Origin of the sequence: Maricaulis maris MCS10 (genome assembly GCF_000014745.1) — a bacterium.
GTDB classification, from domain to species: Bacteria; Pseudomonadota; Alphaproteobacteria; order Caulobacterales; family Maricaulaceae; genus Maricaulis; species Maricaulis maris_A.
In genome coordinates this window covers 858,571-884,520 of sequence record NC_008347.1, presented here as the reverse complement: position 1 = coordinate 884,520, position 25,950 = coordinate 858,571, and the positions used below count along the sequence as shown (strand labels likewise).

Below are 25,950 nucleotides of genomic sequence, written 5' to 3'. Positions count from 1 at the left end.
CGGTTGTGGTCCCGTCAGGCAATTGCGTCGCTTCTGCCTGTGCCACAAGGTCCGCGGTGGTGGTATGGAGACCATCATGGCTCCAGCCCGGCGGCCTGACGAGGTAGTTCAACCGGGCCCGCCAATCGGGAGCCGAGCGCACGGTCTGGCGATGGACAGCGCCAGCTCATTCAAGCGTCTCACGGTATGACAACCATATCAGCAGGCCCATCAGGACTGTCTGATACATCAGGCTGACATAGCCGCTCATGGCAAAGATTTCGACGCCGCTGAAACCGGAAATCAGCCAGTCTGCCTTGGTCAGGAAGACATTGGCGCCGTAGACCGCGAGCACCCAGATCGACCGGTCAAGATACAGCCAGACCGCCGCACAGGCTGCGGCGATACCGAGGAAGAAAACCAGTTCCTGCAACCAGCTGACTGACTGGATGAAGTCCACCAGCGCCGGGTCCATGTATTGATGGCTGGCCGGGAAGGCCCGGATGATCAGGTCGATGGCGACATTCCACAAGCCATAGCCCGTTTCCAGCACCAGCAGGACGAGAGCGATCCAGTACAGGAGCGGGACGGGTCGGGTCATGATGCCGGCGCTATCCCGACCGGGGCAGGAAGAAGATCGGCCGGCAGGCCCTTGGCCGCCAGCTCCTGCGCTGTCAGGCCGCAAATTTCATGCGGGAAGACCAGCCATGCATCACTCTCGTGCACATAGTAATCCGGCGTGAGATCGGTCGTGTTGCGCAGGGGCTTGTAATAGACAGTGGCAATACGGGCATCTTCGGGAAAGTTGCGGCGGCACTTGGCGCGCAAGACCTGCAGCAGGGCCGCGATCGAGCGGCCACTGTCATAGACATCATCGACAATCAGCAGGCGGTCTTCAGCGCTCAGGGTATCGACCAGATAGCCCTCGCCATAGACCCGGACATTGCGGTCCTGCTCGTCAATCCCCGTGTAAGACGCCGTGCGGATAGCAATATGGTCGGTCTCCAGCCCGCACTGGGCGAGGTATTCCTGAACGGCGATGCCGACTGGTGCGCCGCCGCGCCAGACGCCGACGATATGTGTCGGACAAAAGCCACTGTCCAGAATCTGGCGCGCCAGTCGGAAACTGTCTTCCAGCAGGGCGTTGGCCGAGATGTAGTGCTTGGTGTCACTCATGGATGAAAGACCTGTCCGCATTGTCGTCGCAGCTCAAGCATTTGCCAGGCCCGCGACGCATCCTAGTCTGGCCGCCAATCGACCGGGGAGACTGATCATGCACAGCGACCACACCACGCCCAAGGGCCAGCTGCACACAATGTTCGTCGACAGCGAGGCAATTGCCAATAATCGGCTGGGTGAACCCCTGCGGCGGCGCGTCGATGTCTATATCCCGGACGGGCATGACGGCAGCGGCCTTCCGCTTCTGGTCGACCTGGTCGGGTTTACCGGCTCGGGTCTGGGTCATGTGGCCTGGAAGAATTTCGGCGAGAACGTGCCCGAACGGGCCGACCGCCTGATCGCGACCGGCGTGATGAAACCGGCGGTGATTGCCTTCCCCGACTGTTTCACGCGGCTTGGCGGCAACCAGTATGTCAACTCGGCCGCGATGGGAAACTGGGACGATTTCCTGGTCGAGGAAATGCTGCCGGCCATCGAGACCCGCTTCGGCTGTGGCGGCACCGGCCATCGCGGCGTGTTCGGCAAGTCATCCGGCGGTTATGGCGCCATCATGCACGCCATGATCCATCCGGACATCTGGGCCGGAGCGGTCTGCCATTCCGGCGATATGGGTTTCGAGCTCTCCTTCGCGTCGGATTTCGCCCACACCCTGCGCCGCATCGACAAGCATGGCGGCACGATCCGCAGCTTCATGGAGGCCTTCGAAGCGGCCCCGAAAGTCTCCGGCGACGACCTTCACGCGCTGATGACCCTGGCGATGGGCGCCACTTACGACCCCGACCCGCGCGGATATCTGGGCATGAGCCTGCCGGTCACCATGGACACGTGCGAAATCATCCCGGAGCGCTGGGCCGAATGGATGAAATGGGATCCGCTGGACATGGTCGAGCGTCACGGCGAAGGCCTCAAACAGCTCAAGGCGCTGATGATCGATTGCGGCGATATCGACCAGTACAACCTGCTCTACGGCGCCCGCCGCATGACGGCCAAGCTGACCGAGCTCGGCGTCGAGCACCGCTATGAGGAATTCCCCGACACCCATTCCTCGATCGATTACCGGATGGATGTCTCGCTGCCCTTCCTGGCGGAGAGACTGTCCCGCTAGGCCTGGGCCTTCGCTTTCGGGGCGACGATCTCGGGCTTGCCGCCGACCGCGCGGGTGAAGCCGGTCGCGACAATGGCGATCAACAGGCGCGCGATGATGGTGAAGAATAACAGCACGATCTTGTCGTCGGAGACCGCAAAGCGGACACCCGCCCGCCAGCGCCCACCGATCGGCAGACGGGCCAGCTGGTCCTCGACCCAGTCGGCGGCATCCAGCAGGCTTTGCAGCAGGCCTTCGGCCGCGATCGAGATCACAGCCAGCATGATGATCGCCACCACGAAGGACAGGAAGAGCGTCGCCATCATCGACGAGACCTGGCTGATCAGCCCCGGTTCCTTGACCTTGTAGCGGTCATTGCCGCCGGTCAGGGCCGTGAAGGTGCTACCGACAAGGGCCAGCAGGATACGGGCGATGACGGTGAAGATCAGCAGTACGATCTTGTCGTCACTGGCGAAGAGGCGAACGAAATTATTGTAGCGCGGCTCAAGCGGGATCGAGGCGATGAGGTCTTCGATCAGGTCGGCGCCATCCTGCACCCAGCTGAGCCAGTCAGCCGCGTAGAACCACAACACAACCAGCATGACCATGGCCATGACCATCGACACGAAAAGCGTCGCGGAAATCCTGGACAAACGCGCAATCAACATGATCTTCCCCTCATTGCCGCCCGTTTCAGGCGACCGGTGAACGGGATTTTAGCCCGAAAGAAAGTCACCGTCGCCTGCAGTCGCTTGAGGCGCGAAATGGCCGGGGTACCGGTCGCGCGTCACGACCGGCACCTTTGCCATTCAAACGGCAGTCAGACCGGCCTGTCAGCCGTCGACAATCTGCACCGTCAGCGAACGGCCATCATCTGACCAGCCATTGGTGACCCAGCTCTCTCCGGCGGCGAGGCTCTCATTCCACGGGCCACAATTTTCACTGGATCCGTTTTCGGTCGTGACCTGGATGCACAGCTGGCCCTGATAGGTCCAGGTGCCGGTGACGCCACGGGTGTCGCTATAGCTGCCATCGGCGTTGAACCAGGCATCAAAGGATTGGCCGCCATCGGTCACGCGAACGGCGTGCCCGATGGCATTGCTCATGCCCTCGGCCAGCGCCGGCGATGCCAGAAGGGTAAAGGCCAGTCCGGCCACAAGAAGGTGTTTCATATCTATTCCCCGAATTACGGATCTCGCAGATCCGACTTCGCCCCCCGGCCGAACCGGAAGCTAGCAAATTCGCCTGCTCGGGGAAACCGGAAACCGGTCAGAGGTCGTCCGGATCGTCGGCATTTTCGCCGTCGGTCGACGGAACTTCAACAATCTGGACCCAATATTCGCCGATCGAATTGACGACGCGCATCAGGCGATCCAGCGAGATCGGCTTGACGATGTAGGACGACGCACCCAGCCCGTAACTGGACAGGATGTCATCCTCGTCCTTGGACGTGGTCAGCACAATAATCGGAATGTGGCGCAGCTCTGCATCAGCCTTGATCTCCTCAAGTGCCTCGCGGCCATCCTTCAGGGGCATGTTGAGATCGAGCAGGATTATGCCCGGGAATGGTGACCCGGCCAGATCCTCATAGGCCCCACGCCGTTTGAGGTAATCAACCAGCTGTTCGCCATTCTCGAGGAAATCGAGCGGGTTGCGCAGACGCACTTCCTCACACGCTTCCTTGAACAGCAGGCGGTCATCCGGATCGTCGTCGACCATCAGAATCGTAAAAAGCCGGTTTTCGTCGCTCATGATGACAGCCTCAACCCGGTTGGAGCGTTGATTTGGGATCGTCCTGAGACAAACTCGCCTTTTGCCGCGGCAAGATCAAGGTGAAGGTCGCGCCATTTCCGGATTCTCCCTGTGCAATCAGCTGCCCGCCATGGCGTTCGGCAATCTTTCTTGCCGTGGCGAGGCCAATACCCGTTCCGGGATAGGCATCGCGCGAATGCAACCGCACCAACGGTTCGAATATGCGCTCACCATGGTCCGGATCGAACCCGATTCCGTTATCACGGATGCGAATTTCCACGCTGCCGTCCGGTCGCTCCATGCCATCAAACGCCACGGCCAAGGGGCGCGTTGCATCGGCATACTGGATCGCATTGTCGAGCAATATTTCGGCGACGAGACGGAACTGGGCCCGGTCTGCTGCGATATCCGGTAGCGTACCCAGGGTGACCGAACCACCGCAGGCCGACAGTTTCCCACCGGCACTCTCGACCATGTCCGCCAGCTCTGCGCCGGTCGAGAAGGTTTCCGTCACCAGCGGACTGTCATTGATGCGGCTGTGGACACTCAATTCGTCGAGCAGGCCCTGCATGCGCTCGGCCGCATCCGACATGCGCTCGGCATATCGATCCTGATGGGCATCCGGCACGGGCCCAAGGCTCTCCCGCAGACGTTCTCCAAATGTGATGATCTTGCGCAAGGGCTCCCGCAGGTCATGCCGTGCGGCGACCGCGAACAGGGCGACATCGTCCAATCGCCGCTCCAGAACCGCGGCAGCGCGGCGGTGACGGGTCGCCCGGCGGAGGCCCTCAGCGGCGACGGCGACCAGCGCCACCGTGGCCATCACGCCCAGACCCAGCAAAACCAGCTCCGGCAATTGCGGTGTTGGCGTTGACAAGGCGGCCACGATCAACACCAGCCCGAGCACGCCTGCCGCCAGACCGATCAGGATCGGGGCGTATCGATAGAACGCAGGGTCGCGATCACTCATCTCATGTCCCGCGTGGCTTGCATCCAGCTACATTGCACTGCCCTGCCGGACCGGCAGGAGAAGTGTGAACACGGCACCGGCATCCGGCTCGCCCCAGGCCGTCAATTCGCCGGCATGACGTTCCGCGATCTTGCGGCAGGTGGCCAGACCCACCCCGGTCCCGTCAAATTCGTCCCGACCGTGCAGACGCTCGAACATGCCGAAAATCCGTTCGGCATGGCGCGGCTCGAATCCGACACCATTGTCGGCCACGGCGATGCGCGCCATGGCGCCATTCTCGCCCACTTCAACGCTGCCTTCGATCGAGATCGATGGCAGCACGCCAGGCCTGCGAAATTTCAGGGCATTGGCCAGCAGGTTGAGGAAGAGCTGGTGCATCTGGCCCGGGTCGGCCTCGATGGCCGGCAGGTCGCTGACCCGAATCTTGGCCTCTTCAGCGTTAATCCGCGGCTCGAGGTCGGACAGGACATCGGCAACGACAGCCGACAGGTCGACTGCCAGGAAATTGGTGGTTTTCGAATTGACCCGCGAATAGCTCAACAGGTCATCGATCAGTCGCCGCATGCGGGTCGAGGCGTCGACCATGCGTTCCAGATAGTGCCGCCCTGTTTCGTCCAGCGCGTCATAGCACTTGTTGTTCAAGCGCTCGCCAAAGGCCTGGATCTTGCGCAGCGGCTCCTGGAGATCGTGTGAAGCGGCGTAGGCGAATTCCTGCAATTCGGAGTTGGAGCGCTTCAGTTCCTGGGCATAGCGGCGCAGGGCCAGCTCGTCGCGCTTGCGATTTGTGACATCCCGGAAGGTCACCACCGCACCGATGGACTTGTCGTTCGGGTCGATCGGCGAGGAGGCCGACTCGATCGGGATGGGCTGGCCATTCTTGGTCCAGAACACGTCCCCATCCGGCGATTCCGCCGGAACGCCGGCGCAATGGATCGAGCATTCTTCGCGCGGGAACAAGGAACCGTCGCGACGCGAATGATGCACGATGGCATGCATGGTCTTGCCGATAAGCTCGTCTTCTCGATAACCCAGCATCGAACAGGCACGCGGGTTGATGAATGTGACCACGCCATCGCCATCGATGCCGTAAATCCCTTCCGCGGCCGTCATCAGGATTTGCGACAGGCGCTGATTGGCCTCATGCGTCGCCAGCGCCCTGCGGCGGGTGATTGACCGATGGGCGCTGAACAGCACCGCCAGCAATATGAAGGACAGGGCCATGGCGACGGCAAAGACCCGGAGCACCGCCCGTGCCTGGTTGGCGCCAGCCATGGCCTCACCCAGTTCAACCTCGGTGATGATGCCGATATCGCGGGCCGGATCCCAATCCCAGGCGCCCATCACCAGCACACCGCGCATGTCGCGATAGCCTTGCAGGTTGTGACCCTGCCCTTCGGTTGTCACACCGAGCGCCGCTTCGGTCAGGGGCCAGTCGGCATAGGGACGGGCCGGAATGCCGCCCATGGTGACATCGACGCCCGGATCGCGGATCTCGACGTGCAGGATCGACGGATGACCGGCGACCAGGAGGTCGGCTTCGACCAATTCCTCGCCATAGCGGGTTTCGGTGAGCAGACGCCCTTCACTGTCGATGGCAAAGGTTTCGCCGGACACGCCGGTCCGGCCGACCCGGAATGTCGCCGTGTATTCGGACAGGGGATCGATCCGCAGCGCCAGATACCCCAACAACTCGTCGCCATCGCGAACCGTGGCAACGGCGTACATGAGGATTTCCTCGTCTACCGCCCTGGCGGCGGAGTCGGTGGAATCAATCACGTCGACGATATGCGGACGGGTCAAAACAACGCCGGCCGACGCCAGCCGGCTGGCATTGACCAGATCGAGCACCAATGATGGCTGGCCGAGATCGTCATCGCGCATGGAAGCCAGCGTCGACCCGTTGGGGGCCATCAGGGTGAAGCCCCGATAGCCGTATTCTGTCAGCCACGGGCCCACAGTGTCGCGCATCCACTCCTGTTGCGGAGAGGCAGCCAGCGCAGCGGGTACGGGCAGGCTCGCCAGCTCTTCAAGGGCCGCCTGCACACGACCATTCTCGGCCCAGACACGCGCATCATTCTCACGCGACTGAGCCCACAGCTCGAAGCGTTGCCGGGTATTCCGCAGAACGGTTTCCAGGGTTCGCAGATTGGTTTCGCGGGCGGACGACATCAAGCGCCCTTCCCCGGCCATGACCGCGAGGGCGACGATGAAAATGCAGGTTACAGCCACCAGGCCGGGCAGGACCTGCCCCACCCAACCATCGGTATCGGTCAGGCGCTGAAGGGCCGATTTCGGCTCGTCATCGCCCGTGGATGTCCGAAGATAGCTATCGCCGGCTGGCGTCGTGTTCATTCGAATCGGTCCGGATGGAGGCCCCTGTTGCCTTTATCCTAGTGGTTTTGCCGCACTTGTCCCCAATTGAAGCCACATCCGGGGCAAAAATGGGTCGCTGCGCGTCAGCTGGGGTTCAGGTCTGCCTGCCTAATGTCGTCAGCGTGCGCCCCGCGGTGTACCGGACAGGCAGGCCCGATTCCCCTCGCTTCGTGTCAGTCTGATCCGGTGCACCGCAACTTCCCGGATCGCGGGACTACCAGGTGTCGGCAATCCCGGCCTCACCCAGGTATTCCGCGATCCGGGCGCGGGTCGCGGCGGTGGTACCCGGCGGCAGGGCCGCCGGATCAAACCAGCCGACCTCCGCGATTTCACCGACCGAATCGCTGTCACACGCCTGCCACTCCCGCACCACACACACGACAACATGGTCGCCCCGAAACCGGCTGTGATTGGCATGGACGCCCTGGATCACCTCGACACCGCGCACCGAGACACCCGCCTCATCCCGCAATTCATGCGCCAGCGCGTCGCGAATGCTCTCGCCGCGCTCGACCCCGCCACCCGGCAGGTGCCAGCCGCCGACATAGGTGTGGCGGACGAGGACAATGTGCCCGTCCGCGCGCACGACAATGCCGCGAACGCCCATCGTCATGCCGCGTGACAGGCGCCAGAATGCCTGCATGAATGGCCGCACCATGGGCTCGAAACGCTGTCTCCAGTTCATGCCGCAACACCTGCTAGCCAGTGCCGCGTCGGCGGGTTATGTACGGGGCCATTACACGCCGTTTTGGGGAAGTTTCTCATGTACGCTCTGATCGCTCTTGGTCTCGTGGCCGGCATTTTCGGCCTGCTTAACCTCATCGAATACCGCCGCCTCGACTAGTCCGCGAACCGACAGTCCGCCAAGACATGGCAGCTCCCGCTTATATCGCGCTGATTCTGGTCGGCATCATCTTCCTGCTGTTTGGCGGGGATTTGCTGGTGCGCGGCGGTGCCGCTCTGGCCCGTTTGTGGCGCCTGCCGCCGCTGCTGGTCGGCCTGACCATCATCGCCTTTGGCACCTCGGCCCCCGAGCTCGTCGTCTCGATCCAGTCGGCCCTGTCCGGCGCACCGGGACTGGCGCTGGGCAATATCGTCGGCTCCAACATTGCCAACTTCCTGCTGATTCTCGGCCTGCCGGCTATGTTCGGTGCGATCGCGACGACCACGCCAGGCGTGCGCCGCAATGCCATCTTCGCGCTCGGCTCGGCGATCATAATGATTGCCTTCAGCTGGGACCGCAGCATTTCGGCGGCCGAAGGCTATATCCTGTTCGGACTGATCATTGCCTATATTGCACTGCTGGCCTTCCTGGCCCGGGGCAAGACCGACGATCCGTCCATCGCCGAACTGACCGACCTGGAACATATGGACGGTCTGCCCAAATCCCTGCCGACCATTCTCGGCTCGCTTCTGATCGGCCTCGTGGGTCTGCCCATCGGCGCCCAGATGATCGTCGCCGGTGGTACGGCTGCCGCCGCTGACCTCGGCGTCGACGAAGCCATCATCGGCCTGACCGCGGTCGCCTTCGGCACCTCGCTGCCGGAACTGGCCACCGTCGTCATGGCCTCGGTCCGTCGCCAGGCTGACCTGGCCATCGGCAATGTCCTCGGCTCGAACATCTTCAACGTTTTCGCCGTCGGCGGCGCGACCGGGATTGCGGCCTCACTGGCTGGCAGCGAACTGCCCGTACCCGAGGCTTTCTTCGGTCTCGACTTCTGGGTGATGCTGGGAGCCAGCGTCGTCATTGCCGGCATCATCCTTGCCAAACAACCAATCAGCCGCCTCCTCGGCGCCCTGCTGTGTGCCGGTTATATCGGCTACATCGTCGTCCTCGCCCGGGCAGCGCTGGGCGGCTAGTCGGCGTCTCGCGCGACAATCAGGCGGCGCAGGAAGTCCCGGTCCGACCAAGCCTGGTCGCGTGTCGCACGATCGTCGATGACGCCGCGGGTCATGCGGACGATCACCAGTTCCAGGTCCGGAATGACATACAGGCGCTGGCCGCCGGCTCCGGCGGCGACCGCGACGAAAGGCAGGGGCCAGTCGTCCGGGTCGGGGCGGATCAGCCACCAGCCCAGGCCATAATCCGGGTTGGCGGCGCTGGGCTCGAACATCGCGGCCCAGACCTCCTCATCACCCAGCTGGATCTCACCGAACTGTCCCCGCGCGAGCACCGCCTGTCCGAAACGTCCCCAGTCCAGCGCCGAGATGCGGGTGCCTTCCGACAGGGCCGGCTGCCCGTCAACCGCGCGCCAGCCGGCAATCCCGATCCCCAGCGGGCGCAGGAAGCGTCGCAGCAGATAGTCGGCCGGGGTCGGATCAAGCCCGTCAGCATCGAGCTGTCGCCGCAACACCTCCCCCAGCGCCTCGAAATGCACCGCCCCATAGCGGAAGCGTTCGCCAGCCTCGAACTCCTGACGGGTATCGACAGCCCGCTGATAGCCGGGCAGTCGCCGGTTGCGGGGATTGACCGCCAGGCCGCTGGACTGGTCGAGCAGATGGCGGATCGTGATGGCGGACTGATCCGGATCGTCGGCCCATTCGTCCAGTATCTGCGCAGTCGGCTGGTCCAGCTCCAGCAATCCGTCCTGGACCGCCAGGGCGACCATCACCGGCGCGAAGCTCTTGGTGCCACTGGCCAGCCACCAGCTGTCTCCGGGATCGACGCCGCGATCATATCGCTCGCACACAAGGGCGCCGCGATGGATGACGAGGAAGGCAACCCCGCGAGCCGCCACATGATGAGCCCGGCCGGCCTCGCAATCGACTTCGAGACGCGGCTGCGCCCCCGCCGGCGTGGTGATCGCCGCCAGCAAGGCAAGGCCGGCGAGGCCGGCCGAAAAATGGCGGATCGACATCGACAGACACTCCCTCCCGGCACCTGACGCAGCAGTCTGCCGGATCCGGGTCGCGACGCCAGCCCGGCACCGGTCACTTGGTCGTGAGGGTGGCGTGTCGCCGAAGCGTCAGCCGAACACGCTGCGCAGGATGGAGCTGGTCCGGTTGACCGGGTCGCGACGGATCGCCCGCTCCTCCTCGCCGACATAGTGGAAGACGCCGGCCATGGCGCGCCGCGAAACATCGTCCGTCACCTGGTCGCGCAGGGACTGCCCGTCCGACCGGCCACGCATCAGGCGGCCCAGAAACCCGCCCTGATTACCCAGTCTTTCCTCGATCGGCTGCAGCGTGCGATAGGCGCCCGATGCCTCGAGCGTGTCGGCCATGCGCGGCCGGATCAGCCCGAAAAGCGGGTCCGAGGTCCGCTGTTCCAGATAGTCCGTCGCCGAGCGGTCACCACCGCGGACAATGCCGAGCGCATCATCCAGCGTGATCGATTGCACGGCATCGATGAAGATGGTCTGCACGGCCGGCATGGCCGCCTCGGCCGACCGGTTGAGCTGCAATTCCAGATCGTCGAGCTGGCGGGACAGTCCGACCCGGCGAAGCATGGACTGCACATCACGCACGCGAGAGGGAAGCGGGATATGAACCTGCGGGTCCGCATTGAACCCGTCCCGGCGACCCAGACGGGTTGTTGCCAGCCGCGCGGCCTGGCCCAACGCCTCGCGAATCCCCGCACCGGCCTGACGTTCGGACAATCCGAACTGCGCGGCACGGGCCGGTGAAGCAAGTGCCAGCGCCGCGGCGCCCAGGCCCAGAATGAGTGTTCGACGATGCATGGGAATCTCCAATTTGAACCGTGAGTGTGCCACAGGCCGGCTGAGCGGGACATGAATGCAAGGCAGGAGGGATTGAACCGCCCCGGCATCCCGGCGACAAAGCGCAGCAGACTGGTTATGCTGCGCGCCAAATTCCAAGGGGGACACAATGTCAGCACCGAGAACCGACCGTCTGGTCTCGATTGACGCTCTTCGCGGCATCGCCGTTCTGGGCATCTTGATGATGAATGTGCAGGGCTTCGCGATGACGCCCTTCGCTTACGATGATCCAACCATGCAGATGGACCTGACCGGCGCCAACCTGGATGTCTGGGCCTTTGCCCACACCTTCTTCGCCTTCAAGTTCGTCACCCTTTTCTCGACCCTGTTCGGCGCCGGCATCGTGTTGATGGCGGGCGATGGCGAGGACACTGGCCGGCATTATCCACGCATGTTGTGGCTGCTCGCGATCGGCGCCATCCATGCCTACTTCCTGTGGTGGGGTGACATTCTCGTTCACTACGCCCTGCTCGGCATGCTGGCCGTGAAGGCCCGCCGCATGTCGCCGCTCAAGCTGGTCATCTGGGGCCTGGTGCTGATTGGCGTCACCTCGCTGATCATGGTTGGCGGCGGCTATCTTGGTGTGATGTTCGCCTCACCTGACAGCGCTGCGCAGGAAGCCGAAATGATGGCCGGATTCCAGACCGGCATGACCACCGCCTATCAGGCCGGTTTTGTCGACCGCCTGCCCTGGAATGCCGGCTTCGCATTGGTCGGACAGATCTTCTCGATGATTGCCCTGGGTCCGCGAACGCTCGGGCTGATGTTCATCGGCATGGCGCTGTTCAAGAGCGGCTTCCTGTCAGCCAGCTGGGGCTCGGTGCGCTATGGCATTCTCGCCCTGATCACCGTGCCGGTCGGCTGGTGGCTCTGCCACACATCGACCACGACCATGATCGTTGGCGAATTCAGTACCCAAGCGATGGCCGACGGCAATGCACTGACCTATGTCGGCAGCCTCGTGCTGGCGTTCGGCTATGCGTCGACCGTCATGCTGCTGGCGAAGATCGGCGTCTTCAGCCTGATCGTGAAACTGTTCGCGGCGACCGGTCGGATGGCCTTTACCAATTATCTCAGCCAGACCCTGATCATGACCTTCATCTTCGTCGGCGCCCCGGGCCTTGGCCTGTTCGGCACGGTCGAGCGGGTCGACCAGTTCAAACTGGTGCTGATTGTCTGGGCCGTCCAGCTGATCTGGTCGCCGATCTGGCTCCACTTCTTCCGCTTCGGTCCGCTGGAGTGGCTGTGGCGGTCGCTGACCTATGGCGGTCTGCAGCCGCTGTTGAAGGGAAAGCCTGCCGAAGCGGCGAGCTGAGGCTCAACTACCGCCCCTCTTCATCCCTGACGGACGCCCGGCGAAGGCCGGGCGGAAGTCAGGGGTCTGGCTGGTGGCTGACGCCTGCGACCTGGCGTCCCCGCGCCGCGCCCGCGCGCGGACTGAGCCATACATCGCTTGTCAGCCAGCAGGCCGTATCCGGTTTTCCAGCTCAAGGGTGAAACCGCGAAGCGGCGCCTGCGGCGCCCTTGACCTGGAAAACCGGATACGGCGACGTCTCGGCAAGGGATGTATGGGTGGGTGTGCGCGGGTACGCGCAGCATGGTCACCAGATCCTCGCCCAGACAAGGCGAGGTGGTTCGTCGCGCAGCGGCGAGACGGAGTGGGTGATCGGCGGCAGGTGAAGGCACGCGCACCTTCCGCCCTTCGCGGCACCTTCCCCACGATAAGGGGAAGGACCTGCTGGACCCTTTTCCTCCCCATTCATGGGGAGGTGTCGCGCCCGTCAGGGCGGGACGGAGGGGTGACGCCGGAGGCGGCATGGCCCCCCTCGCTACGCTCGGGCCCCATCGACCTCAGCTTCGCGTCGCGAAGCTGAGCCCACTTCCCCACATCGTGGGGAAGAAAGGCCGGAGACCGAACGCCCCGCCCTAAACCTTCCGCCGGAACCGCGTCAGGCCGACAGCCGCGGCATCGGCATAGGCATCGACCTTGCGCGTCGTGACCTGGGCGGCGGAGACGACGGCGGGTTCCAGGGCGATATCCAGGACCGTCCCGCACAAGGTTTCCTGGAGGTCGAACTGGCGGGTTTCCAGCGCCTTGATGCCGTGCAGGATATAGTCGTAATCGACCACGGTGCCGATATCATCCGACCCGCACCATTGCTTGGACACCAGGGTGATGACGTCGATCAGGACGCGCTGTTTGACGCCGCGCTCATAGTCATGGATGCCGATCTCGACATCCAGCTTCACGCCTTCCAGCCGATAGATGAAGACATCCTCGCCGGAGGCGCTGGCGAGTGCGTTCTCGATCACATTGTCCAGTCTCATGAGGCGTCGTCCTGCGGCGGATTGGCGGCATACATGACGTCGCGATTGCGGGCGTCGAGATGCTGGCCACCATCAATGGTGATCGTCTCGCCCGTCATCGAGGGCGTCGCAAGGATGAAGCGCACTGCGCGGATGATGTCGTCCGGCGTCGAGCCACCGCGCATCGGGTTCATCGTGTGGGCGCGTGCAAATTCCTCCGCGTTCTGACCGCCTGATGGCAGGGTGATGCCCGGCGCAATCGCATTGACGCGAACGGCGGGGGCGAAGGCCATCGCCATGGTCGTGGTCGCGCCCAGAAGCGCGTGCTTGGACAGGGTGTAGGCGAAAAAATCCGGATTGAGATTGAAGAGTTTCTGGTCGAGCAGATTGATCACGCAGCCCGAGGCGCGTTGCGTGTGATGCGCCGCCATTGCCTTGGCCAGCAGGACCGGCGCCGCCGTATTGATGCGCCAGTGATCCTCCAGCGATTGCGGGGTGACGTCTTCGGGCCGGTCCATCTCGAAGATCGAGGCCGAGTTGATCAGAACGTCGACACGCCCCACATCAGCCAGGAAAGCTTCGACAGCACCGGTATCGGCGAGGTCAAACTGAACCGCCCGGGCCGAGCCTCCTGCCGCAACGATGTCAGCAGCGACAGCCTGTGCTTCAGTCGCCGAAGCATTGTAATGAACGATCACATGCCAACCGTCCGCACCCAGGGCGCTGGCGATTTTGGCACCCAGGCGCTTGCCGCCACCGGTAACGAGCGCAATCCTGTCCGACATGACTTCGCAAACTCCTCAATCCGGTGAGATAGATGACGCTTCCGCCGCGCCGGCGCAATCTCTGGCGGGTGCGAAACTCATCGCCGACTATGTCCGCAACCTGCCGCCCAAGCCGGGCGTCTATCGCATGTTCGGGGAAGATGGGGCGGTGCTCTATGTCGGCAAGGCCCGCAATCTGAAGAACCGGGTCTCCAACTATGCCAATGGGCGCGGCCATTCCAACCGCATCGCCCTGATGATCGGCCTGACGCGCAAAATGGAGTTCGTGGTCACCCAGACCGAGACCGAAGCCCTGCTGCTGGAAGCCAACCTCATCAAGTCGCTGAAGCCGCGCTTCAACATATTGCTGCGCGACGACAAGAGCTTCCCCTATATCCTGATCCGCAAGGACCACCCCGCCGCCCAGCTGACCAAGCATCGCGGGGCGCGCAAGGCCAAGGGCGATTATTTCGGCCCCTTTGCCTCGGTCGGTGCCGTCAACCAGACCCTCAATACGCTGCAAAAGGCCTTCCTGGTCCGCACCTGCAGTGACAGCGTCTATGAGGGGCGCTCGCGGGCCTGCATGCTGCACCAGATCAAGCGCTGCGCCGGGCCTTGCGTCGATCTCATTGACCCTGCCGCCTATGACGAGCTGGTCGGCCAGGCCACCGATTTCCTGCGCGGACGCTCGAATGCCCTGCGCGAGGATTTGCAGACCCGCATGGCGCAGGCGTCCGAAGCGATGGATTTCGAGACCGCTGCCAAGCTGCGCGACCGGATCCGCGCCATCGCGGCGGTGACCACTGACCAGGGCATCAATCCGGACGGGGTGGAAGAGGCCGATGTGGTCGCCGTGCATAGCGATGGCGGCAAGTCCTGCGTCCAGGTTTTCTTCTTCCGGGCCGGCCAGAACTGGGGCAACCAGTCCTTCTTCCCGCGCCATGACATGGAGGCCGAACCGGCCGAGGTCCTCGCCGCCTTCATCGCCCAATTCTATGATGACAAGCCGGCCCCGGCACTGATCCTGCTATCGCACGAGATCGAGGAGGCCGAGCTGCTGGGCGAAGCGCTGAGCCTGCGCACCGAGCGCAAGGTCTCCCTGCACACGCCCCGTCGCGGCGAAAAGCGCAAGCTGGTCGATCGCACCCTGACCAATGCCCGCGAAGCCCTGGCCCGGCGGATGGCCGAAAGCGCCTCCCAGACCCAGCTATTGAAGGGCGTGCAGCGCGTCTTCGACCTGACCGACCTGCCCCAGCGGATCGAGGTGTATGATAACTCCCATATCCAAGGCACCAACGCGCTCGGCGCGATGATCGTCGCCGGGCCCGAGGGCTTCGAGAAAAACCATTATCGCCGCTTCAACATGAAGGGCGATGACGCCGCCACCAATGATGATTTCGCGATGATGAAGGCGATGCTCAAGCGCCGCTTCTCGCGCCTTCTGAAAGAGCGGGATGACGGCGCGCCGGTGCCCGATCTGGTGCTGATCGATGGCGGCAAGGGTCAATTGTCGAGCGTCATGGAAATCGCCGAGGAGCTGGGCATTACCGACGAGACCGGCATCACCATCGCCGCCATTGCCAAGGGACCGGAACGCGATGCCGGGCGCGAAGCCTTCTACCTGCCCGGCAAGCCGCCCTTCAAACTGCCGATGAAGGACCCGGTGCTCTACTATCTCCAGCGCCTGCGTGACGAGGCCCACCGCTTTGCCATTGGCGGCCACCGGGCCAAGCGCAAGAAGCAGATGACCGACAATCCGCTCGACGGGATTGACGGGATCGGTCCCTCTCGCAAGAAGGCGCTGCTGGCCCATTTCGGTTCGGCCAAGGCCGTGCGCAATGCGGCCCTGGCTGACCTCGAAGCGGTTGACGGGATTTCCAGGGCCATGGCCAGGAAGATCCATGACTGGTTCCAGAAATGACGGAGTGCGTGAGATGAACACCAGGATGACACCTCCGATGAAGACCGGTTTCGCCCTCATGCGGCTCGCCCTGTGCCTGACCGGGCCGGTCGCGATCTGGCTGTCCTGGCGCTGGACCGGCTCGGCCGGCGGGCTGGCCCCGTTCGACGGCTTCCTCACTGCGGCGCGGGGTCTCGCCGGCTTTGGCGCCACAGCCTTTGTGATTGCCTGCGTGATCGCCCTGATGCGGATCAGCGGCGACGGGCTTGCGGCCCGCCTCGCCCGCGCCGCCCATGCCAGCGCCTGGCTGGTCCTCTACCTCCTCATCATCGGCCCGACGGCCTATCTGATCGCGCCCGTATCCGCGATCGTGGCGACGCACGGGCATGACCTCCTGCGACCATCAACAGGAGATGCGCTTTCAGCCAGTGCCCGCCCGATGGCACTGATCGGGCAGGCTCTCGCCCTGATGGCCAGCGCCCTGCCCCTGCTCGCTGCCCCGCTGGGCTGGATCAGCAGCGACATCACGCTTTATGTCTGGATATCGCTCCTGTGGCTCGCCGCCGCATTCACACTCCATCGTTTTTTGCCTCAACCGAAAGTCGATTGACGCTTTCGACTTCCCGTCAGAACGGTATGATCAGGAAGAAACAGGGGGCGCGCGGCATCATGTTCAGGACCATTTTCTACCTTGTACTGACGTTGGCCCTTGCGGCAGCCTGGGCAGCACTCGCCCACCAGATTGCGCCGCCCGAGGTCTGCGCCGCAGCCCGCAGCTGGTCTGATTGCCGACTTTCCGAGCTCTCCGTGATGCCGAAACTGGCCACAATGATCTTCATCTACGCGATCGCTGTCGTGTTCTTCGTCATTACGGCCCGCCGCCAAAACCGCAAGATGGGCAAAGACAAGAATGGCCGGATCCGGCGATATCGCCACGCCGAAGAATACCTGGTGGAAACGGGCAAGCTCTCACATGAGGCCCTGATTGAGTATCACCGGGAATACAGGTGGGAGGCCTATTCCGGCTTCGCACTTTCCGCAGCAATCGTTGTCGCAGCCCTCGTCATCCAGGGAGACGCCACCGGAACGTCCTTGTTTGTCGACGCTGAACTTGCGTTGTGGAATGCCGGCATCCTCGCGATTGCCGGTGCCTTGATGGCAGCAGCAGAAATTGTCCACACAAACACACTGTCACCGCTGGTGCCGATCAAGACGCGCCTGAAAGTTGTCGGTCGCTCGATTGTGGTCGCAGGGATCGGGATCACGCTCGCGGTCTCGTCAGTGTTTGCCTTCATCGCCCTGGCGGCGCCCGTGGTCGCAATCGCCGGCGCCCTTGTTTTCTTCTTCCTGGTACTCTGGCTGCAATCGGCCCGCGCCATTCCGCGTGATGAGATGATAGAGCAGTTCAAACTCGATGAGGATGAGTGGGATGAGCTGGTCAGACGCGTCGACGGCGGCGGCAAACATGAGTGACACGGCACTCGCCGGTGTTCGCGCCTTTCTGTTTGACCTCGACGGCACTGTCACCCGCGATGATCGCGTACCGGCATCCAGCCTCGCTGCAATGGAACGCCTTCAGGCCGCTGGGTTTGTTACCCTCGCCGTGACCGGTCGCCCGGCCGGTTGGTGCGATCTCATCGCGCGGTGGTGGCCGATCAATGCGGTGATTGGAGAGAATGGCGCCTTCTGCTTCGCTCGCACCCGTGATGGCCGGATCGATCGCGACACATTTTTCAATTCGGGCTCCGAAACCCGTGCCCGATTGGACGAACTGGCAAGAACCGCGACAAACCTGGCCGCCGGCCTGGCACTATCGGCCGACAATGACTGGCGCATCTGTGACGTCGCTGTCGACTTTGCTGAGGACGTTCATGGCGCCTCGCTGGATGACGCCGAACGTGTGCGACGTCACTTCGAAGCGGCCGGTGCGACCGCCAAGACCAGCTCGATCCATGTCAATGCCTGGTTCGGCGACCACGACAAACAGACCACGGCGCGGCATGTTCTGGCAGAGCGTTTCGGGATCAGCACAGACGACCAGCCTGCCCGGGTCGCCTATATCGGCGACGCACCGAATGACGAACCCATGTTCGCGGCCTTCCCTTTGAGCTTCGGGGTGGCCGGTATTCGCCGCTTCCTGCCGCACATGACAGCCCATCCCGCCGTCATTGCCGAAGGCGACGGGGCTGACGGTTTTGTCGAAATTGCCGACCGCCTCCTCTGCGCGCGGGAAGGATGACCGGAATGTGGACCCTGCCTAACGTACTCACCGCCTCCCGCATTGTGCTTGTGCCGCTCCTGTTTCTCGCCCTCTCTCACGGCGGGGACCGGGCTTTGGTCTGGGCCCTTGTTGTGGCCGGGATCGCGGAAGTCACCGATCTGCTCGACGGCTTTATCGCCCGGCGCTTCAATCAAGCATCCGAGTTCGGCGCGAAATTCGACCCGCTTGCTGACAGCCTGTACAGGTTGGGAGCGTTCACCGCCCTCGCCGCAAACGGGCTGATCCCGGTATGGGCTATCGTCGTTTTCGCTTGGCGTGATGTTGTGGTGAGCTATGCCCGGTTGATGATGCAATCGAACGGTCGCGCAGTCGGCGCTCGTCTGTCAGGGAAGCTGAAAGCCATCGTGCAAGGCGTCGCCATAATCGCACTTCTGGCAGCGCCCTTGCTGCCGCCTGACTGGATCCCGGCGACGACCGCAGCCCTGATCGCGCAAACAAGCTTCTGGCTGGCCATCGTGGTCACCGCCTGGTCGGGTCTTGATTATCTGCTGGCCGGCTTGCGAAACGCTGGCGGCAAGGCTTGAATGCGGCATGTCACTACCGCCTCAAGCACTTGAAATTCTTCATCATAGATCACTGAACTCGCCGCGCGCTTTCGAGCGCGGGCTGTCGCTGGCCGATCGACTGCCTGAAGCCCGCCATGCTCACGAGGCCGATATTTGTTGGGTCGCTGACGGCGACTCGCCGCCGCTGCTCTACACCCGGCACCCGAACATGATGTTCGACCGCTTGGGTCGCAAGGCGGTCACGGCTGGCTGCAAGGCCGGGCAGATGTGGCGGCTTGAGGACGCGCTTGCGGCAGCACGCGGCCACGCCGTTGTCCTGGAGATGAAGATCGGCACGGGCGATCGAAAGGTTGCCCTTGCGGAACTGGTCCGGGTCGCCGCGCTGCACGATGCCCCCGTGCTGATCGATGCCTTCTCCCTCGACTTGCTTGAGATAGTGCGGGCGATATCGTCGTCGACGCGATTGAGCGTGCACACCGGCCGCTATGACAGGGAGCGCACGACCATCACCGCGCCCGGTTGGCCACTCGTAAAGACTGTTTCCAGCGATCACCTGCCGGTGAATGTCGTCTCGCTGCGCCTCTATGGCGGATGGCATCGCATGTGGCCCCAGATCGACGCTGTACGATCGGCCGGGCTGGTCCCGCACATGTCACGCCTGCTGACCCCGGCGGAGCTTGTGGAAGGAGCCCGCGCACCTCTCGCGGCCATCTACGCCGACCCGCAACCCTATGAGGTCGGCCTGGACGCCCTGCGCGAAGCCTGCGCCGAACGCCTGCAGGCGGGTGGATCGGTTCAGAAAGCTTCCGACAAAGCACCTTGAGCGCATCCGCCCGCCGCGTCATGATCGCGGCTCGCAATCCGGCAGGACTTCATGGCCCAGACGCACGTTGAAGACGCGCATATTCTCGTCGTTGATGATGACGACCGCATCCGCAACCTGCTCAAGCGTTTCCTGCAGGAACGCGGGTTCCGGGTTTCCACCGCACCCAATGCCGGCAAGGCCCTGTCGACCCTGAATTCGCTCGCCTTCGACCTTCTGGTTCTCGACGTGATGATGCCGGGCATGAACGGGTTCGAACTGACCGAAGCCGTCCGCAAGCGCGGCGAGACTCCGATCCTCCTGCTGACCGCGCGCGGCGATGCCGAAGACCGGATCAAGGGCCTGTCGCTGGGTGCGGACGATTATCTGCCCAAGCCCTTCGAGCCGGAAGAACTGGTGCTGCGGATCAATGCCATCCTGCGCCGCGCCAGGCCGGCCCAGGCCGCCATCCAGCGCGTCATCTTCGGACCGTGGAGTTTTGACATCGCCCGCGAGAGCCTGGCGAAGGACGGCGAGCCGGTCCGCCTGACCGGCGGCGAAGCGGCGTTGCTGGCCGCCCTCGCGGCGTCTGCCGGCCAGACAGTCTCGCGCCTGACCTTGTCGGAGCGGACCGGTGGCGGCGAACGGGCGGTCGATGTCCAGGTCACGCGCCTGCGCCGCAAGCTGGAAGCCGACCCCAAGGAGCCCATGCACCTGCAGACGGTCCGCGGCGAAGGCTATCGCCTGCTCGCCGACCCCGTATTCGAGGACTGACCCGTCGTGTCTGTCCTCAAACGCTTCCTGCCCAAGGGCCTGTTCGCACGGACGTTGCTGATCATCGTGCTGCCGGTCGGGCTGATGCAGGTCGCCGTCGCCTGGTCCTTCTTCGAGGAACACTGGGAGACAGTGACAAGCCGCCTGTCCGAAGGCGTGGCCGGCGAAATCGCCATGGCGACCCAGCTTTACGAGCAGGAGGGCGGCGAGACGCCGGCCTTCCAGCGCCATATCGAGGCAGCGCTGGGCACCACCCGCCTGTCGATCGATTTCCGGCCTGACGACACTCTGCCGACCTCGCGCCGCTCCTCCTTCTTCCGCACGCTCGACATCACCCTGCGCGAAGCCCTGTCACAGCAACTCGACAACCCGGTCTGGTTCGATACCACCCGCTATCCCAGCTATGTCGATGTGCGGGTCCAGGTCGAAGGCGGCGTGCTGCGCTTCATCACCCCGCGCGACCGGGTATTTGCCACGACCGGCCATATTTTCCTGTTGTGGATCATCGGCGCGACAACGCTGTTGACCGCCGTCTCGGTCGTTTTCATCCGCAACCAGGTCAAGCCGATCCGCCGCCTCGCCGACGCCGCCGAGCAATTCGGCCGCGGTCAGGACGTCGCCCACTTCCGTCCTGCCGGGGCCACCGAGGTGCGGCAGGCCGCCCATGCCTTCCTGGAGATGCGGGCCCGCCTGAAGCGCCATCTCGAACAGCGCACCGCACTGCTGGCCGGGGTCAGCCATGACCTGCGCACGCCGCTGACCCGGCTCAAACTCCAGCTCGCCCTGATGCCGCAAACCGGCGAGACCGCCGATGCGAGGCGCGATCTCGACGAGATGGAAGCGATGCTGGACGAGTATCTCGACTTTGCCCGCGGCGATGGCAGCGAGGAAACCCAGCGCATCGACCTGATCGGTTTGACCCGCGAAGTGGTCGAGGATGCCCGCCGTCATGGCGGCGATATCCGCTTTGACACGGAGGGCGAGCTCGATGCCGAACTGCGCCCCGGAGCCATCCGGCGGGCGCTCGCCAACCTGATCGGCAATGCCACCAGCTTCGGCGAAGTGGTCGAGGTCACGGTGGAGCCCAATGGGGCGCGGATCGAGATCCGGGTCGAGGATGATGGTCCCGGCATCCCGGAAGACCAGTATGACGAGGCCCTCAAACCCTTCAACCGCCTCGATGAAAGCCGCAACCAGAACCGCAAGGGCGTCGGCCTCGGCCTCGCCCTCGCCCGCGACGTGGCGCGGGGCCATGGCGGGGATATCCGGCTGGGCCGGTCTGAGCTGGGTGGCTTGCTGGCGGTGATCAGCCTGCCGCAGTGAGGAAAGTGGAACCCACAGGTCCTCGCCCTTGATGGGCGAAGCGGACAGACGGAGTGGGTGATGGGTGGTCAGTGACGACACGCTGGCGCGTTTCACCCTTCTGACCCGCCACTCCCTCTCTTCCATCCCCCTACATTTTTCCCGGAGGCGCGCAGCGCCATCCGGGACCTACGGGAGACTCATCGCTTGCCGGAGGAGTCAGCAGGTCCCGGCTCTCCACCCCGCTTTTGCGGGGCTCCGGCCGGGAAAAATATGATTGGGATAGCGGGGTGTGGAGGGGAATGGCTGACAGGCCCTTCCCTTGTCAGGCAAACACCTTAGCGCTTGCCCGGATCCTGACCCATCTGCCGCGAGCGTCGCTCGGCCGCGGCCACAGCCTGGCGGACCAGTTCTGGCAGACCGCCACCGGCGCCCATCAGCACGTCGACGGCCGCCTGGGTGGTGCCATTCGGGGAGGTCACGGCGCGGCGCAATTCCTGCGGTAACTTGCCGGACTTGGCCAGCAGCGCCCCGGCGCCGATGATGGTTTCACGGGCCAGCTTGTCGGCCAGCTCGCGTGGCAGGCCTTCGGCGAAAGCCGCACCGGCGAGGGCTTCGGCGAGCAGGAAGACATAGGCCGGGCCTGATCCGGAAACCGCGGTCACCGCACCGATCATGCGCTCATCCGCCACCCATTCGACAGTACCGGCGGTCTTCAAAAGGCGGGTCACCGTCTTTTCCAGCGCTTCGCCGGCCTCATTGGCCACACAGACCGAGACACCCGCGCCGACCGCTGCTGCGGTGTTCGGCATGGCACGGACAATGGCCCGCTCGCCCAAGGCCATCGTCAGACGGTTCAGGGTCACACCGGCCATGATCGAGACCACGCCGGTGCTGACCGGCAAAGCATCGGCCAGCGATGTCGCCACCTGTTCAAAAATCTGCGGCTTTACCGCCAGGACGGCTAGCTCGAGCGTCGCCGCCGCGTCGGCAGTCAACTCGGGCAGAACGGCGACACCGGACTGCGACGCCAGGTCCTGGACGACTTCACCGGGAGACGGGTCGATGACCACCAGCTCGTCAGCGGCCACCGCGCCACGCTTGGTGCGCAACCAGCCGGCGGCAAGGGCACCGCCCATATTGCCGCCGCCAATGAGTGCAATCCGAAAGTTTTGTGCCATGGCCGGGGTCAGGCCTCGCCAGCTGTTTCAAACATGGCAGCGGCAGCGGCTTCCTCGACACCCTTGCCGCCCCAGACCAGGAAGTGGAAAGCCGGATAGAAGCGCTCGCCGGCCTCGCGGGCAGCCGAGATCATGGCTGCGGCCTGCGACGGCGATACGGCCTCGCCATTGGGCAGCGACAGGGCGTGGCGATAGACGATTGAACCATCCTCGGCCCAGATGTCGAAATGGCCCATCCAGAGCTTCTCGTTGAGACGGACAACCAGCTGGCAGACATCGCCGAAGCGGTTGGCCGGGGCCTTCAGATCGAGGCTGCCACAAATGTGCAGCGCTTCCAGCTCCGGACGCCAGGCGAACCAGATCTGGTGGTCACGCCACTCACCGCTGGCCGTGAGATGGATTTCGCCATTCTCATCGCGGTCATAGGGGTATTGCTCGCCGATCACCGCCTGCTCGACCGCGTCGAGCGGGTCGGTCACAGTCGGTGAGAATTCGTCTGACAGCAGGTCCATCGAAGTGGCTCCATCGTCTGCGCGGCGACTCACACCGTGCCATGACGGTATGTCTGCGCCGCGGCAGGCGCAATAAAAAGCGCGTAGCGCGCGTGATTTCGGGATCAGGCCTTGGTGCTTTTGGCCTTGCTCGTCTGGGCCTTTGCAGCCGGGGCTTTGGCCCGACTGGTGGTTTTCGGCTTGGTCGCGGCGGCTTTTTCCAGCGCATCGAGACGCTTTGTCAGCGCGGCGACCTCATCCTGCGAGGCGTCAAGCGCAGCTTTGACAGCGTCGAACTCCTCGCGCGTGACCAGATCCATTTCAGCGACCATGCGGTCAGCGCGGGCACGGAACACCGTGCGCGCCTCTTCGCCCATCGCCTGTGCCGCGCCGAAGGCGTCGGTCATCAGATCAGCAAAATCATTCAGAAGCGGGTTGCGCGTTTGCATCAAAGAAAGCCATTAGTGGGTTCAACATTGCCTATATGCGGCTCTGACCCGAAAAGCGCAACGCGCCGTTCCGTCACAGCTGCACCTCGCCGAGCCAAGAGCCGAGTATATCATGGAATACTGTCCGCCAAGCTTTGACCTGATCGACCCCGTCCTGTTCTCGATCGGACCTGACGGGTTCGACTTCGGCAGCCAGGAGCGGGTCTGGTTCGCCCTGCGCTGGTATGCGCTGGCGTATATCGCCGGATTGATGCTGGGCTGGCGCTACATGGTCTCGCTGTCGCGGCGCCCCGGATTGTGGGCTCCCGCCGGCACCAAAAAGCCCAAAGCCCCCTTCACCGAGCCACAGGTCGACGATCTGTTGATCTGGGCGACCCTCGGCGTGATCGGCGGCGGACGGCTGGGCTTTGTCCTCTTCTACATGCCGGACATGATCTGGGAGCGGCCGCTGGACATCGTGCTGGGCATCACCGATGGCGGCATGTCCTTCCATGGCGGCCTGATCGGTGTGTCGCTGGCGCTGTGGTGGTTTGCCCGCGGCCAGAAGCTGGACCTGATGCGGATCGGCGACGCTGCCGCCGTGGTGACACCGATCGGCCTGTTCTTCGGCCGACTGGCCAATTTCATCAATGGCGAACTGTGGGGCCGTCCGACCGATGTGCCCTGGGCCATGCGCTTTGCCCATGATCCCGAATGCGCGCTGCGCCACCCAAGCCAGCTCTATGAGGCTGCGCTGGAAGGTGTCGCCCTGTTTGCCATCATCAATATTGCGACGTGGAAATTCCGCTCGCTGGAAAAACCGGGCCTCAATGCCGGTCTCTTCCTGCTGTTCTACGGCCTGTTCCGCACCTCGTTGGAAACCGTGCGGGAGCCGGACGTCTACATGCCGGAAGCCCTGCGCGGCTACATCACCATGGGCATGTTGCTGTCGATCCCGATGATCCTGGCCGGCGCCTGGCTGATCCATCGCGCCCTGAAGACGGGCACGCCTGCCAAGTCATGATTGCCGACACGCTTCGCGACCGTATCCGTTCGGGCGGGCCGATATCGATCGCCGCCTTCATGACAGAAGCCCTGTTCGATCCGCGTCACGGTTTTTATGCCACCAAGGACCCGATCGGCGCCGTGGCGGACTTCATCACTGCTCCGGAAATCAGCCAGATGTTCGGCGAGCTGATCGGGCTGGTCGCTGCCCAGACCTGGCTCGACATGGGCCGTCCGGCCGCTTTCAAGCTGATCGAGATGGGGCCTGGCCGCGGCACGATGATGAGCGACGCCTTGCGTGCTGCCCGCACGGTGCCCGGCTTCATGGATGCCACCGAAATCATGTTGATCGAGGCCAGCGCTGCCCTCAAGGCGGTGCAGGCGCAGACGCTGGGACCCAGCGGCGCCCAGATCCGCTGGATCGACCGGCTGGATGCCGCCGCGCCCGGGCCCTGCTTCATCGTCGGCAATGAGTTCCTCGACTGCCTGCCCGTGCGCCAGGCCCTTCGCCACAAGGGTGAGTGGCATGAACGGCTGGTCGGTCTCGCGCCAACATACGGGAATGACAGCGAGAGCGATTTCGTCTTCGTGCTCGGCCCGCCACTGGGCCAGGACACGGATCTCATCCCCGAGCGCCTGCGCGACGCGGAAGACGGCGCCCTGGTCGAGCTGCGACCGGGTGACCGGCAGGTCGTCGACCAGCTCGCCGAACGCTTCGCCAATCAGCCCGGTCGGGCGCTGTTTATTGACTATGGCCCGGCAACCAGCGAGATCGGCGACACCCTCCAGGCGATCCGCGCTCATAAGAAACAACCGCCGCTGCAAGACCCCGGAACAGCTGACCTGACGGCCCGGGTCGACTTCGAATCCTTAATGCAGGCAGGGCGTACAGCCGGATTGACCGCGCATGGCCCGCAAACCCAGGGTCAATGGCTGAGAGACCTCGGACTGGAGGCGCGCGCGGCCGTCCTGAGCCAGTCGCAACCCGGCAAGCGTTCGGAAATCGCGAGACAAATCTGGCGTTTGACCGATACCGAGCAGATGGGCGAGCTGTTCAAGCTGGTTTGCCTGGACAGTGCCGAATTGCCACCCCCGCCAGGTTTTTCCGCAGGCTGATCATTTCGGCTTCATTCCCCGGCGACCCGGTGCTAAG

At 63.8% G+C, this 25,950-nt stretch carries 28 protein-coding genes; 13 read left to right on the top strand and 15 right to left on the bottom strand.

The window, feature by feature from the left end; translation table 11 throughout:
• Positions 1 to 166: 166 nt before the first annotated feature.
• Both MMAR10_RS04080 and MMAR10_RS04075 read right to left on the bottom strand, forming a co-directional pair.
• The gene (locus MMAR10_RS04080) at positions 167 to 580 is read right to left on the bottom strand and encodes a hypothetical protein (RefSeq protein ID WP_011642727.1); all 414 of its coding nucleotides are present in this window, start codon (positions 578 to 580) and stop codon (positions 167 to 169) included.
• Positions 577 to 1,155, bottom strand: a complete 579-nt coding sequence (locus MMAR10_RS04075; RefSeq protein WP_011642726.1) for a phosphoribosyltransferase — start codon at positions 1,153 to 1,155, stop codon at positions 577 to 579. The genes MMAR10_RS04080 and MMAR10_RS04075 overlap by 4 nt, the downstream gene beginning before the upstream one ends.
• Before the next feature lie 97 nt (positions 1,156 to 1,252).
• On the opposite strand from MMAR10_RS04075, the gene MMAR10_RS04070 reads away from it, so the two are divergent.
• Positions 1,253 to 2,263 (top strand): alpha/beta hydrolase, encoded by a 1,011-nt coding sequence (locus MMAR10_RS04070; protein WP_011642725.1) that lies wholly within the window; start codon positions 1,253 to 1,255, stop codon positions 2,261 to 2,263.
• Here the strand turns inward: MMAR10_RS04070 and MMAR10_RS04065 are convergent.
• From MMAR10_RS04065 to MMAR10_RS04040, 6 genes are all read right to left on the bottom strand, one after another.
• A complete protein-coding gene (locus MMAR10_RS04065; RefSeq protein WP_011642724.1) occupies positions 2,260 to 2,910 on the bottom strand; it encodes a hypothetical protein in 651 nt (216 codons plus the stop codon). The two genes, MMAR10_RS04070 and MMAR10_RS04065, sit on opposite strands and share 4 nt — an antisense overlap.
• 165 nt (positions 2,911 to 3,075) lie before the next feature.
• Positions 3,076 to 3,414: a hypothetical protein gene (locus MMAR10_RS04060; protein WP_011642723.1), complete on the bottom strand. Its 339-nt coding sequence runs from the start codon at positions 3,412 to 3,414 to the stop codon at positions 3,076 to 3,078.
• 97 nt (positions 3,415 to 3,511) lie between these two features.
• Positions 3,512 to 3,994 carry a response regulator gene (locus tag MMAR10_RS04055; protein WP_011642722.1) on the bottom strand — a complete coding sequence of 161 codons (483 nt, stop codon included), beginning with the start codon at positions 3,992 to 3,994 and terminating at the stop codon, positions 3,512 to 3,514.
• Between the two features lie 10 nt (positions 3,995 to 4,004).
• A complete protein-coding gene (locus MMAR10_RS04050) occupies positions 4,005 to 4,964 on the bottom strand; it encodes a sensor histidine kinase (protein ID WP_011642721.1) in 960 nt (319 codons plus the stop codon).
• A 27-nt stretch (positions 4,965 to 4,991) separates the two neighbouring features.
• Positions 4,992 to 7,316 carry an ATP-binding protein gene (locus MMAR10_RS16010; protein WP_011642720.1) on the bottom strand — a complete coding sequence of 775 codons (2,325 nt, stop codon included), beginning with the start codon at positions 7,314 to 7,316 and terminating at the stop codon, positions 4,992 to 4,994.
• 235 nt (positions 7,317 to 7,551) lie between these two features.
• Positions 7,552 to 8,022, bottom strand: coding sequence for an NUDIX domain-containing protein (locus MMAR10_RS04040; RefSeq protein WP_011642719.1), 471 nt, complete (start codon positions 8,020 to 8,022; stop codon positions 7,552 to 7,554).
• A gap of 185 nt (positions 8,023 to 8,207) precedes the next feature.
• On the opposite strand from MMAR10_RS04040, the gene MMAR10_RS04035 reads away from it, so the two are divergent.
• Positions 8,208 to 9,197, top strand: a complete 990-nt coding sequence (locus MMAR10_RS04035; RefSeq protein ID WP_011642718.1) for a calcium/sodium antiporter — start codon at positions 8,208 to 8,210, stop codon at positions 9,195 to 9,197.
• Here MMAR10_RS04035 and MMAR10_RS04030 read toward each other — a convergent pair.
• Both MMAR10_RS04030 and MMAR10_RS04025 read right to left on the bottom strand, forming a co-directional pair.
• Positions 9,194 to 10,195 carry a serine hydrolase domain-containing protein gene (locus MMAR10_RS04030; RefSeq protein ID WP_011642717.1) on the bottom strand — a complete coding sequence of 334 codons (1,002 nt, stop codon included), beginning with the start codon at positions 10,193 to 10,195 and terminating at the stop codon, positions 9,194 to 9,196. The two genes, MMAR10_RS04035 and MMAR10_RS04030, sit on opposite strands and share 4 nt — an antisense overlap.
• Before the next feature lie 108 nt (positions 10,196 to 10,303).
• A complete protein-coding gene (locus MMAR10_RS04025; protein WP_011642716.1) occupies positions 10,304 to 11,017 on the bottom strand; it encodes a DUF4197 domain-containing protein in 714 nt (237 codons plus the stop codon).
• 148 nt (positions 11,018 to 11,165) lie between these two features.
• On the opposite strand from MMAR10_RS04025, the gene MMAR10_RS04020 reads away from it, so the two are divergent.
• Positions 11,166 to 12,371, top strand: coding sequence for a DUF418 domain-containing protein (locus MMAR10_RS04020; protein ID WP_011642715.1), 1,206 nt, complete (start codon positions 11,166 to 11,168; stop codon positions 12,369 to 12,371).
• A gap of 611 nt (positions 12,372 to 12,982) precedes the next feature.
• Here MMAR10_RS04020 and MMAR10_RS04015 read toward each other — a convergent pair.
• Both MMAR10_RS04015 and MMAR10_RS04010 read right to left on the bottom strand, forming a co-directional pair.
• Positions 12,983 to 13,384 carry a dihydroneopterin aldolase gene (locus MMAR10_RS04015; RefSeq protein ID WP_011642714.1) on the bottom strand — a complete coding sequence of 134 codons (402 nt, stop codon included), beginning with the start codon at positions 13,382 to 13,384 and terminating at the stop codon, positions 12,983 to 12,985.
• Entirely contained in the window at positions 13,381 to 14,148 is a 768-nt protein-coding gene (locus MMAR10_RS04010) for an SDR family oxidoreductase (RefSeq protein ID WP_011642713.1), read from the bottom strand. Before MMAR10_RS04010 ends, MMAR10_RS04015 begins: the two co-directional genes overlap by 4 nt.
• Between MMAR10_RS04010 and uvrC the strand changes: the two genes are divergently transcribed.
• The 8 genes from uvrC to MMAR10_RS03970 are packed head-to-tail and all read left to right on the top strand — an operon-like array spanning position 14,147 to position 21,713.
• Positions 14,147 to 16,048 (top strand): excinuclease ABC subunit UvrC, encoded by a 1,902-nt coding sequence (uvrC, locus tag MMAR10_RS04005; protein ID WP_011642712.1) that lies wholly within the window; start codon positions 14,147 to 14,149, stop codon positions 16,046 to 16,048. The genes MMAR10_RS04010 and uvrC overlap by 2 nt on opposite strands.
• Positions 16,049 to 16,061: 13 nt before the next feature.
• Positions 16,062 to 16,637, top strand: coding sequence for a hypothetical protein (locus MMAR10_RS04000; protein WP_011642711.1), 576 nt, complete (start codon positions 16,062 to 16,064; stop codon positions 16,635 to 16,637).
• A 59-nt stretch (positions 16,638 to 16,696) separates the two neighbouring features.
• Complete coding sequence (locus tag MMAR10_RS03995) at positions 16,697 to 17,500, top strand: hypothetical protein (protein WP_011642710.1); 804 nt, start codon at positions 16,697 to 16,699, stop codon at positions 17,498 to 17,500.
• Positions 17,493 to 18,266, top strand: coding sequence for an HAD family hydrolase (locus tag MMAR10_RS03990; protein ID WP_011642709.1), 774 nt, complete (start codon positions 17,493 to 17,495; stop codon positions 18,264 to 18,266). The genes MMAR10_RS03995 and MMAR10_RS03990 overlap by 8 nt, the downstream gene beginning before the upstream one ends.
• A 5-nt stretch (positions 18,267 to 18,271) precedes the next feature.
• The gene (pgsA, locus tag MMAR10_RS03985) at positions 18,272 to 18,832 is read left to right on the top strand and encodes a CDP-diacylglycerol--glycerol-3-phosphate 3-phosphatidyltransferase (protein WP_011642708.1); all 561 of its coding nucleotides are present in this window, start codon (positions 18,272 to 18,274) and stop codon (positions 18,830 to 18,832) included.
• Between the two features lie 7 nt (positions 18,833 to 18,839).
• Complete coding sequence (locus MMAR10_RS03980) at positions 18,840 to 19,637, top strand: hypothetical protein (RefSeq protein WP_011642707.1); 798 nt, start codon at positions 18,840 to 18,842, stop codon at positions 19,635 to 19,637.
• Positions 19,638 to 19,688: 51 nt separating this feature from the next.
• The gene (locus MMAR10_RS03975; protein ID WP_011642706.1) at positions 19,689 to 20,390 is read left to right on the top strand and encodes a response regulator; all 702 of its coding nucleotides are present in this window, start codon (positions 19,689 to 19,691) and stop codon (positions 20,388 to 20,390) included.
• Positions 20,391 to 20,396: 6 nt separating this feature from the next.
• Positions 20,397 to 21,713, top strand: a complete 1,317-nt coding sequence (locus MMAR10_RS03970; protein WP_011642705.1) for an ATP-binding protein — start codon at positions 20,397 to 20,399, stop codon at positions 21,711 to 21,713.
• A 317-nt stretch (positions 21,714 to 22,030) separates the two neighbouring features.
• Here MMAR10_RS03970 and proC read toward each other — a convergent pair whose 3' ends face one another.
• The 3 genes from proC to MMAR10_RS03955 all read right to left on the bottom strand — a co-directional run bounded on the left by proC (position 22,031) and on the right by MMAR10_RS03955 (position 23,813).
• Positions 22,031 to 22,873 (bottom strand): pyrroline-5-carboxylate reductase, encoded by an 843-nt coding sequence (gene proC, locus MMAR10_RS03965; RefSeq protein ID WP_011642704.1) that lies wholly within the window; start codon positions 22,871 to 22,873, stop codon positions 22,031 to 22,033.
• A gap of 8 nt (positions 22,874 to 22,881) precedes the next feature.
• Positions 22,882 to 23,385 carry a YbjN domain-containing protein gene (locus tag MMAR10_RS03960; RefSeq protein WP_011642703.1) on the bottom strand — a complete coding sequence of 168 codons (504 nt, stop codon included), beginning with the start codon at positions 23,383 to 23,385 and terminating at the stop codon, positions 22,882 to 22,884.
• Between the two features lie 104 nt (positions 23,386 to 23,489).
• Complete coding sequence (locus tag MMAR10_RS03955) at positions 23,490 to 23,813, bottom strand: accessory factor UbiK family protein (RefSeq protein WP_011642702.1); 324 nt, start codon at positions 23,811 to 23,813, stop codon at positions 23,490 to 23,492.
• 112 nt (positions 23,814 to 23,925) lie between these two features.
• Between MMAR10_RS03955 and lgt the strand changes: the two genes are divergently transcribed.
• Entirely contained in the window at positions 23,926 to 24,816 is an 891-nt protein-coding gene (gene lgt, locus MMAR10_RS03950) for a prolipoprotein diacylglyceryl transferase (protein ID WP_011642701.1), read from the top strand.
• Entirely contained in the window at positions 24,813 to 25,913 is a 1,101-nt protein-coding gene (locus MMAR10_RS03945; protein ID WP_011642700.1) for a class I SAM-dependent methyltransferase, read from the top strand. Before lgt ends, MMAR10_RS03945 begins: the two co-directional genes overlap by 4 nt.
• The last annotated feature ends 37 nt before the right edge of the window (positions 25,914 to 25,950 follow it).

Excerpts from the sequence above, each read along its gene's own strand:
- MMAR10_RS04080 (WP_011642727.1), bottom strand. The coding sequence starts at position 580 with ATGACCCGACCCGTCCCGCTCCTGTACTGGATCGCTCTCGTCCTGCTG.
- MMAR10_RS04075 (WP_011642726.1), bottom strand. The coding sequence starts at position 1,155 with ATGAGTGACACCAAGCACTACATCTCGGCCAACGCCCTGCTGGAAGAC.
- MMAR10_RS04070 (WP_011642725.1), top strand. The coding sequence starts at position 1,253 with ATGCACAGCGACCACACCACGCCCAAGGGCCAGCTGCACACAATGTTC.
- MMAR10_RS04065 (WP_011642724.1), bottom strand. The coding sequence starts at position 2,910 with ATGTTGATTGCGCGTTTGTCCAGGATTTCCGCGACGCTTTTCGTGTCG.
- MMAR10_RS04060 (WP_011642723.1), bottom strand. The coding sequence starts at position 3,414 with ATGAAACACCTTCTTGTGGCCGGACTGGCCTTTACCCTTCTGGCATCG.
- MMAR10_RS04055 (WP_011642722.1), bottom strand. The coding sequence starts at position 3,994 with ATGAGCGACGAAAACCGGCTTTTTACGATTCTGATGGTCGACGACGAT.
- MMAR10_RS04050 (WP_011642721.1), bottom strand. The coding sequence starts at position 4,964 with ATGAGTGATCGCGACCCTGCGTTCTATCGATACGCCCCGATCCTGATC.
- MMAR10_RS16010 (WP_011642720.1), bottom strand. The coding sequence starts at position 7,316 with ATGAACACGACGCCAGCCGGCGATAGCTATCTTCGGACATCCACGGGC.
- MMAR10_RS04040 (WP_011642719.1), bottom strand. The coding sequence starts at position 8,022 with ATGAACTGGAGACAGCGTTTCGAGCCCATGGTGCGGCCATTCATGCAG.
- MMAR10_RS04035 (WP_011642718.1), top strand. The coding sequence starts at position 8,208 with ATGGCAGCTCCCGCTTATATCGCGCTGATTCTGGTCGGCATCATCTTC.
- MMAR10_RS04030 (WP_011642717.1), bottom strand. The coding sequence starts at position 10,195 with ATGTCGATCCGCCATTTTTCGGCCGGCCTCGCCGGCCTTGCCTTGCTG.
- MMAR10_RS04025 (WP_011642716.1), bottom strand. The coding sequence starts at position 11,017 with ATGCATCGTCGAACACTCATTCTGGGCCTGGGCGCCGCGGCGCTGGCA.
- MMAR10_RS04020 (WP_011642715.1), top strand. The coding sequence starts at position 11,166 with ATGTCAGCACCGAGAACCGACCGTCTGGTCTCGATTGACGCTCTTCGC.
- MMAR10_RS04015 (WP_011642714.1), bottom strand. The coding sequence starts at position 13,384 with ATGAGACTGGACAATGTGATCGAGAACGCACTCGCCAGCGCCTCCGGC.
- uvrC (WP_011642712.1), top strand. The coding sequence starts at position 14,147 with ATGACTTCGCAAACTCCTCAATCCGGTGAGATAGATGACGCTTCCGCC.
- MMAR10_RS04010 (WP_011642713.1), bottom strand. The coding sequence starts at position 14,148 with ATGTCGGACAGGATTGCGCTCGTTACCGGTGGCGGCAAGCGCCTGGGT.
- MMAR10_RS04000 (WP_011642711.1), top strand. The coding sequence starts at position 16,062 with ATGAACACCAGGATGACACCTCCGATGAAGACCGGTTTCGCCCTCATG.
- MMAR10_RS03995 (WP_011642710.1), top strand. The coding sequence starts at position 16,697 with ATGTTCAGGACCATTTTCTACCTTGTACTGACGTTGGCCCTTGCGGCA.
- MMAR10_RS03990 (WP_011642709.1), top strand. The coding sequence starts at position 17,493 with ATGAGTGACACGGCACTCGCCGGTGTTCGCGCCTTTCTGTTTGACCTC.
- pgsA (WP_011642708.1), top strand. The coding sequence starts at position 18,272 with ATGTGGACCCTGCCTAACGTACTCACCGCCTCCCGCATTGTGCTTGTG.
- MMAR10_RS03980 (WP_011642707.1), top strand. The coding sequence starts at position 18,840 with ATGTCACTACCGCCTCAAGCACTTGAAATTCTTCATCATAGATCACTG.
- MMAR10_RS03975 (WP_011642706.1), top strand. The coding sequence starts at position 19,689 with ATGGCCCAGACGCACGTTGAAGACGCGCATATTCTCGTCGTTGATGAT.
- proC (WP_011642704.1), bottom strand. The coding sequence starts at position 22,873 with ATGGCACAAAACTTTCGGATTGCACTCATTGGCGGCGGCAATATGGGC.
- MMAR10_RS03960 (WP_011642703.1), bottom strand. The coding sequence starts at position 23,385 with ATGGACCTGCTGTCAGACGAATTCTCACCGACTGTGACCGACCCGCTC.
- MMAR10_RS03955 (WP_011642702.1), bottom strand. The coding sequence starts at position 23,813 with ATGCAAACGCGCAACCCGCTTCTGAATGATTTTGCTGATCTGATGACC.
- lgt (WP_011642701.1), top strand. The coding sequence starts at position 23,926 with ATGGAATACTGTCCGCCAAGCTTTGACCTGATCGACCCCGTCCTGTTC.
- MMAR10_RS03945 (WP_011642700.1), top strand. The coding sequence starts at position 24,813 with ATGATTGCCGACACGCTTCGCGACCGTATCCGTTCGGGCGGGCCGATA.